The sequence below is a fragment of the Maritalea sp. genome (genome assembly GCF_051251695.1).
Classification (GTDB): Bacteria; Pseudomonadota; Alphaproteobacteria; order Rhizobiales; family Devosiaceae; genus Maritalea.
Map to the genome: position 1 here is coordinate 1 of NZ_JBPOEU010000042.1, position 14,325 is coordinate 14,325.

Annotated in this window: 14 protein-coding genes, 1 tRNA gene and 1 pseudogene; 10 read left to right on the top strand and 6 right to left on the bottom strand. The window is 52.8% G+C overall.

The features are described from left to right. Nucleotides 1-265 (bottom strand): annotated as a pseudogene (locus tag ACSHWX_RS16790) (transposase); the annotation flags it as partial. A gap of 420 nt (nt 266-685) precedes the next feature. Here ACSHWX_RS16790 and ACSHWX_RS16795 point away from each other — a divergent pair. From ACSHWX_RS16795 to ACSHWX_RS16805, 3 genes are all read left to right on the top strand, one after another. Further along, a complete protein-coding gene (locus tag ACSHWX_RS16795; RefSeq protein ID WP_435669390.1) occupies nt 686-1,858 on the top strand; it encodes an MFS transporter in 1,173 nt (390 codons plus the stop codon). Nucleotides 1,859-2,562: 704 nt separating this feature from the next. Beyond that, nucleotides 2,563-3,378, top strand: coding sequence for an alpha/beta fold hydrolase (locus tag ACSHWX_RS16800; RefSeq protein WP_435669391.1), 816 nt, complete (start codon nt 2,563-2,565; stop codon nt 3,376-3,378). A 197-nt stretch (nt 3,379-3,575) separates the two neighbouring features. Next, nucleotides 3,576-4,256: a LuxR family transcriptional regulator gene (locus tag ACSHWX_RS16805; protein ID WP_435669397.1), complete on the top strand. Its 681-nt coding sequence runs from the start codon at nt 3,576-3,578 to the stop codon at nt 4,254-4,256. Nucleotides 4,257-4,332: 76 nt separating this feature from the next. Here ACSHWX_RS16805 and ACSHWX_RS16810 read toward each other — a convergent pair whose 3' ends face one another. Next, the gene (locus ACSHWX_RS16810) at nt 4,333-5,574 is read right to left on the bottom strand and encodes an ABC transporter substrate-binding protein (RefSeq protein WP_435669392.1); all 1,242 of its coding nucleotides are present in this window, start codon (nt 5,572-5,574) and stop codon (nt 4,333-4,335) included. Between the two features lie 25 nt (nt 5,575-5,599). Beyond that, nucleotides 5,600-6,772, bottom strand: coding sequence for an acetylornithine deacetylase (gene argE / locus ACSHWX_RS16815; protein ID WP_342858627.1), 1,173 nt, complete (start codon nt 6,770-6,772; stop codon nt 5,600-5,602). 140 nt (nt 6,773-6,912) lie between these two features. Between argE and ACSHWX_RS16820 the strand changes: the two genes are divergently transcribed. The 7 genes from ACSHWX_RS16820 to ACSHWX_RS16850 are packed head-to-tail and all read left to right on the top strand — an operon-like array spanning nt 6,913 to nt 13,117. Next, entirely contained in the window at nt 6,913-7,815 is a 903-nt protein-coding gene (locus ACSHWX_RS16820) for an amidohydrolase family protein (protein ID WP_435669393.1), read from the top strand. Nucleotides 7,816-7,866: 51 nt separating this feature from the next. Next, entirely contained in the window at nt 7,867-8,598 is a 732-nt protein-coding gene (locus ACSHWX_RS16825) for an ABC transporter ATP-binding protein (protein ID WP_342858625.1), read from the top strand. Next, nucleotides 8,598-9,320 carry an ABC transporter ATP-binding protein gene (locus ACSHWX_RS16830; RefSeq protein ID WP_342858624.1) on the top strand — a complete coding sequence of 241 codons (723 nt, stop codon included), beginning with the start codon at nt 8,598-8,600 and terminating at the stop codon, nt 9,318-9,320. The genes ACSHWX_RS16825 and ACSHWX_RS16830 overlap by 1 nt, the downstream gene beginning before the upstream one ends. Next, the gene (locus ACSHWX_RS16835) at nt 9,320-10,183 is read left to right on the top strand and encodes a branched-chain amino acid ABC transporter permease (RefSeq protein WP_435669398.1); all 864 of its coding nucleotides are present in this window, start codon (nt 9,320-9,322) and stop codon (nt 10,181-10,183) included. The genes ACSHWX_RS16830 and ACSHWX_RS16835 overlap by 1 nt, the downstream gene beginning before the upstream one ends. A gap of 1 nt (nt 10,184) precedes the next feature. Then, nucleotides 10,185-11,168: a branched-chain amino acid ABC transporter permease gene (locus tag ACSHWX_RS16840; RefSeq protein ID WP_435669394.1), complete on the top strand. Its 984-nt coding sequence runs from the start codon at nt 10,185-10,187 to the stop codon at nt 11,166-11,168. 37 nt (nt 11,169-11,205) lie between these two features. Continuing rightward, nucleotides 11,206-12,447 (top strand): PLP-dependent aminotransferase family protein, encoded by a 1,242-nt coding sequence (locus ACSHWX_RS16845; RefSeq protein ID WP_435669395.1) that lies wholly within the window; start codon nt 11,206-11,208, stop codon nt 12,445-12,447. Between the two features lies 1 nt (nt 12,448). After that, complete coding sequence (locus ACSHWX_RS16850) at nt 12,449-13,117, top strand: RraA family protein (RefSeq protein ID WP_342858620.1); 669 nt, start codon at nt 12,449-12,451, stop codon at nt 13,115-13,117. Between the two features lie 13 nt (nt 13,118-13,130). On the opposite strand, the gene ACSHWX_RS16855 is transcribed toward ACSHWX_RS16850, so the two are convergent. The 3 genes from ACSHWX_RS16855 to ACSHWX_RS16865 all read right to left on the bottom strand — a co-directional run bounded on the left by ACSHWX_RS16855 (nt 13,131) and on the right by ACSHWX_RS16865 (nt 14,296). Beyond that, the gene (locus ACSHWX_RS16855) at nt 13,131-13,370 is read right to left on the bottom strand and encodes a M20/M25/M40 family metallo-hydrolase (RefSeq protein WP_435669399.1); all 240 of its coding nucleotides are present in this window, start codon (nt 13,368-13,370) and stop codon (nt 13,131-13,133) included. Continuing rightward, nucleotides 13,367-14,059, bottom strand: coding sequence for a hypothetical protein (locus ACSHWX_RS16860; RefSeq protein WP_435669396.1), 693 nt, complete (start codon nt 14,057-14,059; stop codon nt 13,367-13,369). The genes ACSHWX_RS16855 and ACSHWX_RS16860 overlap by 4 nt, the downstream gene beginning before the upstream one ends. 163 nt (nt 14,060-14,222) lie before the next feature. Next, nucleotides 14,223-14,296 (bottom strand) — tRNA-Cys (locus tag ACSHWX_RS16865). Nucleotides 14,297-14,325: the final 29 nt, after the last annotated feature.

Below are 14,325 nucleotides of genomic sequence, written 5' to 3' on the forward strand. Positions count from 1 at the left end.
TATGCTCCATGCCATGCGCGCCAGTTTGTTGGCGAGCGCAACAGCTACCTTGTTGCGGTGCATGCGTATCGATGCGCAAATACCTGCTTCCACATTTGGTGATCCGTCCTAATATTGTTCGGCCACCCGTGCTGTATTGTCGAGGGACCAACCCTACCCACGCCGCAAAGTCACGACCGCGATCGAAGGCTTGACCTTCACCAATCGCCGCCACCATCGCCGTCGAGATCATCGGTCCGATCCCAGGAACCGTCATCACATTGACGCAATTCTCTTCCGTACGACTGATGTCCTCGATCTCTTTTGAGACCTTATCGATCCGATCGTCCATCCACATCCAGTCTCCATAAAGGCCAATCAAAATGCGTCGCATCCGAGGTGATATTTCATCTTTGCGTTCCTCAAGGATTGTCTCAAACGAGTTTTTCAATGCGCGCAGGCCTTTGCGCACCGTGATCCCTTGGCCGTCGCGAGGGCGATGTCAAACTGCTCAGCAAAGGCGCGCTGCGTGGGAAGTTTGGTTCCCGGCACTAATTTGCCTGTTTGGATCGAGCGGGCCATCGTATCGGCGAGGGTCAAGTATCTGGCTTTGGGCATCGTCTCACTGTATCTATGACAATTTAAAAATTGTTATATCTCCGTCTTCTTGGTATTTGGATCTCAAGCCAATTCCCAAGGTGTTTAAATGACAAAAAAGGTTTCCGCCTCGCTACTTGCACTCGGGCTATTCACGGTGACATTCGCGGTGAATCTGCAAGCACCGCTGTATGATGTTTATGCGGCTGAAAGTAATGTTGGCGCGACGGCTGTGACGGTCGCATTTGCGGCCTATGCCGCTGGCCTTATGCCGACCCTTATGCTGCTTGGTGGGTTGTCTGATCGCATCGGTCGCCGGATACCAATTGCGATGGCTCTGCTGCTCGGAGTGGTCGCAACTGTGCTTTTGGTGCAGGTTCCAAGCTGGAGCAGCCTCGTGATTGCGCGGCTCTTTCTTGGAGTTGGAACCGGCCTCGCGACAACGGCAGGAACGGCTTACATGACCGAAATACTTGGCGAAGATCGATCCCGCAGCGCAGCACTCATTGTCACATCGGCCACGTCTCTCGGCTTTGGTGGAGGTGCGTTGGCCACTGGTATCAGCCTTGGCTTGCAAGGACCGACGCTTCTTCCTGCCAGTTACATTGCATTGATTGTCGCAGCACCGCTCCTGGCAATCATTTCATTAGTCTTGCCCCGCGTAGATCGTCCGAAACAAGTGTCGGTCTTACGCCTGCCGGTATTTCCGAAAGGGACATGGGTGTTTGGAGTGGCCATGGCCCTAGCTTGGTCCACCACGGGCATGACAATCGCGGTGGTGCCGCTGGAGTTAGCAGCAAACGGTCTTGGCGGCTGGACGGGTCTGGTGATCTTTCTCGCGATTTTCGTAGGATTTCTCTGCCAGCCGATTGCCCGTCGTATGACCAATAGCCAATCCCTCGCCTTGGGCTTTGTGCTGATCCCACTCGGATTTTTGGTTCTCCTAGCTGGCGTCTGGCTACATCTCCTCGCCTTAGTGCTTATCGGAACATGCATCACGAGCGCTGCTAGCTATGGTTTCAGCTACCTTGCATCGCTTTCTGAAGTCTCCCTTCGCGCTCCACAGGATCGCGCTCGGGCGACGGCTGGACTATTCGTTTATGCTTATTTTGGATTTTCTCTTCCCGTGATTGCCAGTGGCGCTTTGGCCGATATGCTTGGCCTGCTGACGGCTATGACCGTATTCTCAGCCGTGCAGATTGTAGTCACAGTTATCATCGTCACTATGTGGAAACGGCAGTCCGCGAGACCTACCGCAAACGCACCATCACCGACTTTCTAAGGCAGGGTATCTTGATCGAGACGGGGCGGCGGCACTGCAAGAACGGTTACACGGTCATTTACCGCATTGTTCTCGAACGTGTGGCTTCGATGGAAACCACTGCGGAACCCGATATCATGACGGGGTTCAGGCTGGACCCCAAACCATCCTAAAACCATCTATAACTTTGTCCGTCGTCAGGTTTTTGGAACCAATAGCATTTACCTCAACAGTCCATGAAGTCCTTCGGTCATTTGTAATAGATACCCTGTGATATGTCTTCACGGCGGCATAAATCGGCATTCGACCATTGTCCTCGGACCAATGGCGGACAAGGTCTCATTGTCTTCGCCCCGCAGACCGTCCAAAACGATGCGGATCTTCTCGTCAGATTGACCCGTACATTTGAAAAATAAGGCATTATCCACGATGAGTGGGGTCGGTGGTTCGCATGCCGATTATCAGAATTTACCCGATCAAGGTGTAAACCCCGATAATGGCGCTTATGGTAAGAGTCGTCCAAACGGCTAACTTAGTCTCGATAAAGCGCAAATGCGCAATAATAATTGCACATTTAGGGTTTGAGTTGAACAAACTATCACGCTGTGCACTATAGTAAAAAAACAAGTTGCGAGTAGAGACTATTCAACGACGCCAGTATTCCTCGAAGGCATGGTTACAATGTCTGCAGGTAACAAAGTATCAATGATTTGGATGAGCCGACCATGAAATTTGTACAAACATCACATGGCAAGATTGCCTATCAGGACACCGGAAGCGCCGGTTTTCCTCTTTTACTGATCCACGGAAATTCGACCAGTCACGAGGTGTTCCGGAATCAACTGAACGGAAAGATTGGGCAGAGTCATCGTTGCATTGCCTTTGATCTGCCCGGACATGGTGCGTCGGATGATGCTCTGGACCCAGATCGGTCCTACAATATGGCCGGCTACGGTGACGTCGCACGCGACCTAATGGAGGGGCTTGGGATCGACCGCTATGCTGTTCTTGGCTGGTCCTTGGGCGGTCACATTGCCCTTGATTTGAGTGCTCAAACCGATGCGATTTGCGGTATGATGATTTCCGGATCTCCACCGATCACCCAAGGAAAGGGCGCGATAAACGAAGGCTTTGAAGGCGATATCGAGCACTCTTTGGGATCCAAACAGATCTTCAACGAAGAGGATATTGATACTTTCGCCCACGTCACCTGTGGTCCGGGCGCCCCTTATGATCCGTTTTTGCAGAAGGTTGTCGCGCGGTGCGACGGGCGCGCGAGGTCTTTGATGATGGCGAAGCTCGCCTGTGGGGTAGGCCGCAATCAGCAAGAGCTGGCGATAAATAGTAAAGTACCCCTAGCGATAGTGAACGGTGCTGAGGACGCGTTCATAAAAAACGATTTTATCGCCGCGCTGGACTACCAGAATCTGTGGGATAGCAAGGTACACGACCTACCTGGAATCGGGCACGCGCCGTTTTGGGAAGCACCGGACGTGTTTGATCCCATATTGCAGCGCTTTCTGAACGACCTTAGCGTGTAGCGCTGCCCATAAATGCGCCAAAGGTCCCCCTGACGGCCTGATAAACCTGTGATGACAGTAGACCACTCAGGGGTCTCCTGTTTTACTTACAGTCTATTCAACTCGGGAGTATTGGGCTGGTCTGAATGCGCAAAATACATCAAAAATTGGAAGAGTCTCTGTATGGAGAGGTCATCGCTGCCTCAATGAATCCGCTCATGCCGGAGGCTGAGTTTTTCTCAACGGTAGGTGAGCTTGTCGCCATATTGGGTTTTTCAAATTTTTCCTTCGCGTCTTCGCGATCTTGCGTGCGTGGGGTGGAAAACGAAATTGTGTTAGATAACTACGATTCCGCATGGCGCCAAAGTTATTCGGACAACAACTATGCCGCACTGGACCCGCTTTTCTCAGGTTCGGTCAAATCTCTTACACCGTTTTTTTGGGGCCACGCGGAATTTCTGGAGGCGTACGACCGCGAGACAAAAGAGCTGTTTGAAGCTGCAAGTGACCATGGTGTCAAATATGGCATCACCTATCCAGTCCATACCAAGCAAAGTAAAACCTGCCTGTTTTCGGTGAGCAGAATGCGACCGATTCATCTCGAACAGGAAGCGATCAAAAACCGGTTTCAGAAGCTTTCCACGCTTTCGAATTACATTTCAACGTATGTGTTGGCGCAAAACACCCCTGACGTACCGCTGTCGCATATCGTGCTGACTGATCGACAAAGGGAATGCCTGTTGTGGACGTTGGAAGGCAAGACATCTTGGGAAACCGCGAAAATCATAAACCGTAGCAAAGCTACGGTTGAATTTCATCTTCAAAAATCGATCAAATTGCTGAATGCATCGAACAAGGTTCACGCTGCAATCATGGCTTCCAAATCTGGTTTGATCTGAAACGCGCCGCCTGGCCTTCGATATTTTGTCGTTTAATGGGAAAGCCTGACCCGAGTGTGCAGGTCAGGCAATTGGCTTACTTCATCCAATCAGGCTCAACAAACGCGCCGGTCAGATACTGGTCGGGTGAGAAAAGAACGCGCTCGCCTTCCTGAATTTGGTAAAATTGCAGCGGGACGTGGGCATCATCTTGCAGCGCAAGGTGCGTCGCAGGGTCAAAGGCAACGACACCCAATGCTGTCTGGTGCGTCGAGGCACCGATAGCCTCGCCAATTGCAGCACGGTCTGCTGGATCACCAACTTCTTGCAAAGCATCCGCATAGATGTAGACCATCTCATACAGCATAGCGCCGTATGTTCCTGTCTCCAAACCGTATTCGTCTTGGAACTTGGCCATCACTTCTGCAGCACGCGGGTTCTTTGGTGTGTTGAGAATACCGCCCAGCAGATTGTAGACAACGCCGTTGGAATTCTCTTTGGTCAGTTCGAGGAATTCTGGAACCGAGGGCGCATACTGGATGAAAACAAGGCTGTCTGTGGGGTTTTCCTTGAACTGTGACATGAAGGTCGCAGCGTTTGATGACACATAGTCAGTGTTGATCAGCAAAGCCGGCGGGTCTTGGCGTACTTTTGCAAGGAACCCGCGCCAGTCGTTGATCTCTCCAAATGGCAGTAGCTCGTTTTGCGTGATTTCCCAACCTGCCGCGGAAAAGGATTCGACGATGCCGTCTGCGATTCCTTTGGAGTAGGGGTTGTCCGAGGAAACGATGGCCAGTTTTTTGTTGGGAAGATCCAGCGTACCTGCTTCGGCGAGGCCTTCGATAACTGGCAGAACGCCAGTGTTGTAGCCGTCGAAAGAGGGCGTGAGAGACCAGATCGTACCAAAATCGTCTGGGCTCGGAGAAATGATCGCTGCCGTTTGTGGTGACTGCGCGCCGACCATATAGATCATTTCCTGTTCGGCCATCGTTTCGATCTCAAAATTTGTGGTCGAGGCGTATCCCGTGAGAACGGCACCCATATCTCTGTTGGACAGTAACCGCTCTACCGATGTCGCAACGGAGGATGCGCTGCGGTCTTCCACGTCACCCACGACGAGCTCAAAGGTATAACCTCCGATGCCGCCTTGTGCGTTGATCTCCTTAATGGCGAGCTCTGCGCCATTGACCATTTCTTGCCCGTCAGCGGCGGCACCACCCGAGATCGGTGCAAGTACACCGATTTTGATGACCTCTTGCGCAGATGCGCCATGGGCCGAAACGGCCAGAGACAGGCCAGCTACGGTGGCTGCAATAAAATTTCTTCTCTTCATTGTCATAATATTCTCCCTTTCCTTTTTTGTTTTAGGTATTTGGTTTAACAGCGTCAGTCAGGCGCTCCATGAACGCCATGCAGGCGGCGATTTGGTCCTTTGCGACCCATTCATCTTCGATATGTGCTTCGCTATCCCGGCCAGGACCGCAGACCACGGCGGGAATACCTGCATTATCAAATATGCCAGCCTCGGTCGCAAAACTGGCAGATGAGGTCTGGTTTTGGGCCGCAAACCGTTTGACCAGTGTTTCCAGCTCACTGCCTTCTTTCGCACTGAGGCTGGGAACGTCATAGGCGACCTCAGTATCGATGGTTGCATTCGCAAATGCGCTTCGCAAGTCTGGCAGCACTTTGGTTTGTATGAAGGTTTCCACACGTTCTTGAATCATCGCCTTATCGCCGGGCCATGCTTCGCGAATGTCCCATTGGATCACACAATCCCCTGCAATGAGGTTGCGCGCCGTGCCGCCGTGTATCACACCGCAGGTCGTGGTGGAGTAGGGAACCTCGTAGGCGTTCAGCTCGGGGCGGGGATTGCTGGCAAGTTCCGCACCGATGGCATGAATGTGCTCAACTACCGATGCAGCGGCACCGATTGCACTGGCTCCAAGATCGGGCCGTGAGGAATGGCAAGCCAGCCCCGTGATAGTCGTCGTCATCCCGCAGCTGCCTTTGTGACAGTCCTTGATCATCATCTGAGACGGCTCACCTACAAAAGCGGCAATCGGTTTGGCCATATGCTTGATCATTTCATCGATCAAGATCGGTGCCCCGAGGCACCCAATTTCCTCATCATGTGAAAAGGCCAGATGGATGGGCAGCGCTGGTTCAGCTTTGACCAAGGCAGGCACGGCGGCAAGCATGCAGGCCAGATACCCCTTCATGTCCGAGGTCCCCCGCCCGTACAACCGCCCGTCTTCTTCGGTCATATTGAACGGTTCTTTGGTCCAGTCCTGACCGTCGGTCGGCACCACATCCGTGTGCCCGCTCAACACATATCCAGGGATGGACGGATCACCAATAGTGGCAAACAAGCCTGCCTTCTTCAGGTTCGCATCGGCGACGCGGTATGAGGCAATACCGTGATCATTCAAGTAACTCTCAATGTACTCAACGATCTCAAGGTTGCTGCGGTCCGAAACGGTGTTGAAGGCGATCAGGTCGCCTAGAATGGAAATTGCATTTTCAACATCAGTTGGCATTGTAAGATTTCCTTTGATCTGTACTGCAAGCTAACTGCAAGACCGCCGATGGCGGCTACTAGTAATGATGATAGTTTTTGTGCAGGTGCGAATCCGCTAGCCTTTTCCCAAATGCTATTTGCCAACGGAAGAGAGACATCATGTACGATGGTCCAATTATCGATGCTCACCACCACTTTTGGGACCTGTCGATGGGAAAGCATCCTTGGCTTACCAATACATCGGATGGCATCGACGCGCTTGGATCGCTGGAAAAAATCAGACATGATTTCATGGTTGAGCAGTTTCTTGATGTAATTGGTGACACGCCAATCGTTGCAAGTGTACACATCGAAGCGCTTTGGGACGCAAACGATACACTAGGCGAGACCGCTTGGCTCGACACATTGGACAAATCATCAGGGCTTGCCACACGCTATGTGGGCAACGCGGCCTTGGGCACCAAGGATGCCGCTGACCTGCTCAAGGCGCAGGCAGAAAACCCGCGCATGACAGGCATTCGCGGAATTTTGAGCAATCACCCGACGCTTGATCTGTCTTTCGCCCCCGATCCCTATCTGGGCTATGATCCAGCTTGGCGTAGTGATGTGGCGACGATCCACGCGCTGGGCCTAAACCTCGAGTTGATGGTCTATTCCTATCAGGCAGGTATCGTTCAGGATCTGGCGCACAGTTTTCCCGACATGACTATTGTTATAAACCACTGCGCCAGTCCGATTGATCGCGACGCGGCAGGCATGGCACGCTGGCGGGCCGCCTTGGCGACGATGGCCAGTTGCGAAAACGTCGTGATCAAAACGTCAAACGCCAGCCATTATGACCCTGATTGGTCAGAGGAAAGTCTTGCCGCGATTGTGCATGACTGCCTTGCAGTGTTCGGTGCTCACAGATGCATATTCGGGACCGATTACCCGGTATCTTCGCTGAAACTGGATTATCCGACCATCATGGATTTTGCCATGCGAGCCACGCAGCACTTGTCTGCCAGTGAACAGTCGGCGTATTTTCACGACAACGCTAAACGCGTTTATAAGTTTGACTAGAGACGGTAGCGCGCTGCCAGATGTGATACTGCAGCGCCGCGGATGGAGCATATGACAAGACCAATTCTTAAAGTGGATAAATTGTGCAAATACTTCGGGGGCCTACGGGCCGTCCACGAAGTGAGCTTTGACGTTGTTGAAGGATCAATTCTTGGCATTGCCGGACCGAACGGGTCGGGAAAAAGCACATTGTTCAATGCAATTACCAGTATTCCCTTCACGCCGACCTCTGGATCCATCGAATTTGACGGGCAAAGCATTGACTCGTTTCCCGCCCACAAGATTGCGCGTGCGGGGCTGTGCCGAACATTCCAGAAAGATGCCGAGTTTCAAGACCTCTCACCGCTTGATACAATGCTGCTGAGTGTGAGTTATGCCGGACAAAAAGAGCGGCCCGAACGCGCCACAGCGATCGAGGCTGCACTTGATTTGGTCAAGTTTGAGCCATCGCGCTGGGATATGCCAACGCGTGATTTGTCCGTCTATGAAAAAAAGCAGCTGATGATCGGGTCTGCACTGGTTTCCAAACCCAAGATGCTGCTGCTGGATGAGCCGGCCTCTGGGCTGACCAAGCCCGAGATTGCTGCCCTGGACGCGCTGCTGCTGGATGTGAACAAATCAGGGGTCACCATTATTCTCATTGAACATGTGCTCAGCCTCTTGCTCTCGGTCAGCCAAAGCTTGTTGGTTCTCAATCAGGGGCAGGTGCTGACGCAAGGCGAGCCCGATGCCGTGGTCCGCGATCCTTTGGTCATTGATGCCTATCTTGGAGGACGTGGTTGATGTCAGCATTTCTAGACGTTGAAAACTTACATGCTGGATACGGGACAGTCCCTGTTCTGCGCGGTGTTTCGATCCGACTGGATCAGGGCGAATCCATCGGGCTTTTCGGACCAAACGGCCACGGTAAAACGACGTTGTTGCGGTGCATCTCTGGCCTGCTCCCGTCTTCGCAAGGGACAATCCGGTTTGACGGTGTAGAAATCACAAAAACGCGGCCGTCCGACATTGTGGCGCAAGGGCTTGTGCACGCTCAACAGGGCAACACTCTCTTCGGTGACATGGGGGTCGCGGAAACGCTTGCCTTATCCGCCTTTGTGCCCCGCGCTCGTAAGACATCCACTGAAACTCTCGAGTATGTTTACGAGCTCTTTCCCCGTTTGGCAGAGCGGCGCAAGCAGCTCGCCAAGACCCTGTCAGGCGGAGAGCGACAGATGTTGTCCATCGGTTGTGCGCTGATGTGCAATCCACGTCTTTTGATCCTCGACGAGCCGACGTTGGGCCTATCGCCAAAACTTAAGCAAGAGCTGTGCGATGCCACGGCAAAAATCGCAGCACGGGGCATTCCACTGATTATCGTGGAGCAAGATGTGGATTTCCTGCTCACCCTGACGGACAGGTTATATCTGATTGATCACGGAACGGTTGAGCGCGAAATCGCCGCAGACAACGCGCCAGATCATGCAGAAATCGTAAAGATGTATTTTGGGGCGGAAGACGCATGATGGATACAATAATCGCAACATTGATCTCTGGTCTATTGCTCGGCTCGCTTTACGCGATGATGGCAAGTGGCCTCAGCTTGGTCTGGACCACGCTGGGTGTTTTTAACTTTTCTCATGGAGCGTTAATGATGCTCGGTGCCTTTGTAGCGTGGACCGTTGGCGAAGGCGCGGGTTTGGGTGTCTGGATCGGATCGTTCTCGGGCATCGCGGCGGCAATGGTTGCAGGCGTTATCATCGAATATTTTTTGGTGCGCCCGTTTTATGGAAGCCGCAACATGTTGTTGGTGACCGTGATGACCACTCTGGCGGCGATGATCATCATCGAAAAAGGAGCCCAAATCATCTGGGGATCGCGGCTCAAACAAAGCCCGAGACTTTTTGAGGGCGATATATCAATTGGCGGGGCAATCATTTCCAGACAGGAGGCGTTCATCATTGTTTTGGCCCCTCTGGTTCTGTTCGCGATCTGGCGGTTTGCAACAGTGACTGCGACAGGGCGATCGTTGCGGGCTGTGGGGCAAAATCAGGATGCCGCTGCGCTCATCGGGATCAACGTCAACAGAGCCTTTTCTATCGCCTTCGCACTCTCCGCAGGTTTGGCAGGCCTCACAGGTGTGCTGCTCGGCTCGATCCGCTTCATTACGCCCAGCCTCGGCGCGGAGCCGCTGACCAAAGCAATGATCGTCGTTATTTTTGGTGGGCTGGGAAGTATGGGTGCCACAGCTGGGGCCGCCTATGTCATCGGCTTTCTCGAAGCGTTCCTCATTCTTTGGCTGGGCCTCTATTGGACACCATTCATTCTTTTTGTGGTGATGATCACCGTGTTGATTTTACGGCCCAATGGCCTTTTCGGGAGAAAATGACATGACACGCAATAGGCTTTTCACCATCGCTCTTGTCGGTATTGCGGCGCTGTTCTTTCCAATGATATTTCAGGATTCCTATACCCGCCACCTTGCCATCCTTGCGCTTATTTTTGCAGTTATCGTATCTAATTGGGATCTGAGCCTCGGCTTCGCAGGACTGTTTAATTTTGGTCATACGACCTTTTTCGGAGTGGGTGTCTATACCGCTGCAATTTTGGCCAAAACGTTCGAGGTAAATCCGTGGCTTGCAATGATTGCGGGTGGCCTTTCTGCAGCGGTGGTGGCTGTGATTATCGCGGCACCCGTGGCTAAGCTCAAAGGCATCTACGTTGTGCTCGTAACCTTTGCCTTCAGCCAACTGGCCCTGCAATTGGTGTTGAGCCAAGGGCAAATTACCGGCGGTGCAGAAGGCATGGTGCGTATCCCTAGTTTAAGGATTGGTGACTATAACTTCGCACGCGATTTCAAATTGGGCTACTATTACACTGCGCTTGGGTTGACTGCGATCTCGACCACGTTTTTGCTACTGGTGGCGCGCTCACCTTTTGGAAAATCGCTAAGAGCGGTGCGCGACAATGAAGATTACGCCACAGCGCGCGGTATTTCAGTCGCCCGGCAGCGCATTCTGGTTTTGGTCGTTAGCGCGATCTTTACGGGTATTGCAGGCGGATTTTACGCGGTCTACCTGCGCGTGGCATCGCCCGAGGTATTCGGTTTTGCGACCCTATCGCTTGCGCTGTCGATGGTTTTGATCGGAGGGACAGGTACAATCATCGGCCCTATTTTTGCAGCTCTTGTTTTGACGTTTGTCTCGGAAGGAATGGCAGGGATCAGAGGCTTTGAAGAGGCGCGTTTCATAGTGATCGCTGTGACGATGATTGCCATTTTGCGGATTGCACCGGGCGGTGCAATTGATCTGATGTCTAAGGCAGTCTCTATCGGTAGGCCACCCCCAACAGATCTAAAGTCGAAGAACACGTGACCTGCTAAAAACCACTTTGAATGATTGGACCAAATCCATGACCGCTTACGGTACTTTCGATCCCTCTACGAAAGATAAGACGCGCCCGTCTTTCGCTGATTGGATGTCGCAGACAAACGAAATCACCCGGACATTTCTCGCCGCAGGGAAGGTTCCGGGGTTGATCAATTTGGCGGGGGGACTGCCGGCACCGCAAATTTATCCAGCTGACGAGATTGCCCAGATCGCGCGGCAGGTTATCAAAGATAATCCAATTGATACATTGGGGTATGGCTCGATTGAGGGGTTGGCTGACCTGCGCGATGCGCTCGCAAAGCGGTTCAGCACGTCTGGGGTTCGGCTGACGGCTGATAACGTCCTCGTCACGACAAGCGGCATGCAGGGACTTGATCTGTTGGGTAAAGTTTTGCTGGACCAAGGCGATTTGGTAGCGGGGCAATTTCCAACTTACCTCGGGGCGCTGGACGCTTGGCGTCCACGTGGTCCGCAGTTTCGGAATATGGATATCCACGGCGCAGCTTTTGATCCTGATGCTGCCCTTAGCGGCGCCAAATTCGCCTATACTGTGCCCAACTTTTCAAACCCCACAGGGAAACTTGTAGGTGAAGCAATCCGGCAAAAACTTGTAGACGGCGCACATCGCACAGGTGTCTGGCTGGTGGAAGATGACCCCTACGGCGGTTTGTGCTTTGAAGGCACACCGCCGCCCCGCATGCTGGAATTATCTGCACGCATGGGCAACAGCGAAGTATACGATGGACCTGTGATCTATATGGGAACGGTGTCCAAAGAACTGGCTCCGGGCCTGCGGGTTGGCTGGATCATCGCAGCACCTGAAATGATCGGGGCGCTTACGCTGGCCAAGCAAGGATCTGACATCTCGACCAGTGGAATTACGCAACGAATTGTGCTCGGCGCATTGAACGCGGGTCTGATCGAACGGTTGCAACCGCAGTTATGCAACCTCTATCGCGCACGGCGTGACGCGCTTTGCGCTGCGATGGCAGAGCATCTGTCAGAGTGGTTCGAATGGGAGGTGCCGGAAGGTGGCATGTTCGTCTGGGCCAAGGCGCGTGCTCAAACGATGGACACCGATGCACTTCTACAGCCCGCGATGGTGGGAGGTGTCTGTATCGCGCCCAGTAGTGTATTCGATGCGACCGGCGTGCACTGCGGGGCGATGCGGATGAACTTTACGTTGAATGATCCTGATACCTTGACCGAGGGTGTCCGCCGTCTCGCGACGGTGTTGAAAACCATAGACCGAAAGGGCCCCTGATATGACAGTGACCATTCACATGCCGACCCAAACATCGTTGACGGATGCGCAAATCACGCCTTGGCGAGATATTCCTGTCGCGATTGCCGCTGACTTGGTTCCAGCCGAGCAGATCGATCCGCTGATCCGGCCCCTATGCCCCCCCGGCGCCCAGCCAAAGCTATTCGGCCGCGCAGTCACCGTGGAATGCGAACCGCCAGACTTTGGCGCGGTCCTGCACGCATTGGATTTGGTGCAGCCGGGTGATGTATTGGTCATTTCTGCCAGAGGTCACAAAGAAGAGGCAATGATTGGCGAGATTCTGGGTGGGCATCTGCGCGCGCGTGGTGTGTCTGGTCTGGTGTGTGACGGTGCTGTACGCGATGTCGCCGAACTTGCGGGATGGCCTGATTTTTCAGTCTTTGCAAGATCTGTAACCCCGCGTGGACCCATAGGTGTCTCGCAGGGCGTGGTCAATCAACCGGTCACAGTTGGTGGGCGTCTCGTGACTCCTGGAGATTTAATTATGGGCGACGATGACGGTTTGATCGCACTGTCGCCTGAGAGTGTTCTGTCTTACATCCATGACGCCAACGCTAAGGTGACGCTCGAAGCTGAATGGATTGCGGGCCTTGCCGCGGGGCAAAGCGTGGCAGAGGTTTTTGGGCTTGTGTCGCCCAAGCAAGCATAGGCCACCCGCGGCGTCAGGATTTGACGCCGCACATATCCAAAACTGTTGCCGCAATGACTTTGGTTGTTTCAACAAGGCTATCAATCTCGACACATTCGTTATCGCCATGAAACCCATCGCCGGATGGCCCGTAAATGATCGGCACCACGCCCTTTCCCGCATAATGAGCTGCGTCAGTGACCGCCTCGAACCCTTTGAGGCGCGGTGTATTGGATTGAAGTTGCGTGGCGCGCGCAAGGGCTGCCTGCGTCAGAGGATGTTGGCGAGGAACAAAACATAGTTGCGCAAGACCTCACGCGTTGCTGCAGCCTTCTCATTAACGGTCTCTTCGTGCCACTTGCGTAGTGCAGTGTAGATTTTCTTGTATTCTGCGTCCGTAAAGCTGCCACGGCTTTCGCTTTTCACACCCTTATTCAAAAGGGTAGGGCGCATGGATTTCACTATCCAACCATTCAACTCTGCTTCATCCAGCACTCTGTTGAGGGCCGCGTTGTGGTTGTTTATGCCGCTTTGCGTAAATACTTTGCGATGCGTCTGGGTTCGCCATATATCAAACTCCACCAATGCGCGCAGGTCGATCTTGTCGATATCCGTGTTGCCAAAATATGGGATCAACCAACGCTGAAGCGCTGAGATATAGTCTTTAAACGCCAGTTTGCCTTGTCCACTCTTCAATTGAGCTTGCATGCGCATAACGGTATGTTCAGCTACGTGTTTAAACTTACGGGTTTGAGCAGGGAGCTTGTTTTTGATACGAGCGTTAGTTTCATAGTAAAGTTCAAGCGCGCGTTCTTTGGCTTGATCGAAGTCCTCAGTGCCTGTGCTTTGTACGATGCGCTTGCCGTTATCGAGCGTCAGCCGAGCATACCATTTTGAACTGTTGGCGCGTTTATCTAACTTCAGTTTTTTGTGCACAGTTATCGTTTTGACGCCATAACTCATATTGGAGAAAATCCATAAGTGTCTGTTGCAACAGACAATACGCCAAATTAGCTGAAAAATCGATCTAAAACTGGACGCGGACTGTGTACGGATTGTGTACAGGGTTTGACTTGTGGTTTTTGTGGGTATTTTGGATTAAAACCACTATATGTAGTGGTTTTATTGGAGGCGAGTATGAGAATCGAACTCATGTACACGGATTTGCAATCCGCTGCGTAACCACTCCGCCAACTCGCCTCTTCGTGGTTGAGCGGGGTTTATACCAA

Excerpts from the sequence above, each read along its gene's own strand:
- ACSHWX_RS16800 (WP_435669391.1), top strand. The coding sequence starts at position 2,563 with ATGAAATTTGTACAAACATCACATGGCAAGATTGCCTATCAGGACACC.
- ACSHWX_RS16845 (WP_435669395.1), top strand. The coding sequence starts at position 11,206 with ATGACCGCTTACGGTACTTTCGATCCCTCTACGAAAGATAAGACGCGC.
- ACSHWX_RS16795 (WP_435669390.1), top strand. The coding sequence starts at position 686 with ATGACAAAAAAGGTTTCCGCCTCGCTACTTGCACTCGGGCTATTCACG.
- ACSHWX_RS16810 (WP_435669392.1), bottom strand. The coding sequence starts at position 5,574 with ATGACAATGAAGAGAAGAAATTTTATTGCAGCCACCGTAGCTGGCCTG.
- ACSHWX_RS16820 (WP_435669393.1), top strand. The coding sequence starts at position 6,913 with ATGTACGATGGTCCAATTATCGATGCTCACCACCACTTTTGGGACCTG.
- ACSHWX_RS16805 (WP_435669397.1), top strand. The coding sequence starts at position 3,576 with ATGCCGGAGGCTGAGTTTTTCTCAACGGTAGGTGAGCTTGTCGCCATA.
- ACSHWX_RS16830 (WP_342858624.1), top strand. The coding sequence starts at position 8,598 with ATGTCAGCATTTCTAGACGTTGAAAACTTACATGCTGGATACGGGACA.
- ACSHWX_RS16860 (WP_435669396.1), bottom strand. The coding sequence starts at position 14,059 with ATGAGTTATGGCGTCAAAACGATAACTGTGCACAAAAAACTGAAGTTA.
- ACSHWX_RS16850 (WP_342858620.1), top strand. The coding sequence starts at position 12,449 with ATGACAGTGACCATTCACATGCCGACCCAAACATCGTTGACGGATGCG.
- ACSHWX_RS16835 (WP_435669398.1), top strand. The coding sequence starts at position 9,320 with ATGGATACAATAATCGCAACATTGATCTCTGGTCTATTGCTCGGCTCG.
- ACSHWX_RS16840 (WP_435669394.1), top strand. The coding sequence starts at position 10,185 with ATGACACGCAATAGGCTTTTCACCATCGCTCTTGTCGGTATTGCGGCG.
- ACSHWX_RS16825 (WP_342858625.1), top strand. The coding sequence starts at position 7,867 with ATGACAAGACCAATTCTTAAAGTGGATAAATTGTGCAAATACTTCGGG.
- argE (WP_342858627.1), bottom strand. The coding sequence starts at position 6,772 with ATGCCAACTGATGTTGAAAATGCAATTTCCATTCTAGGCGACCTGATC.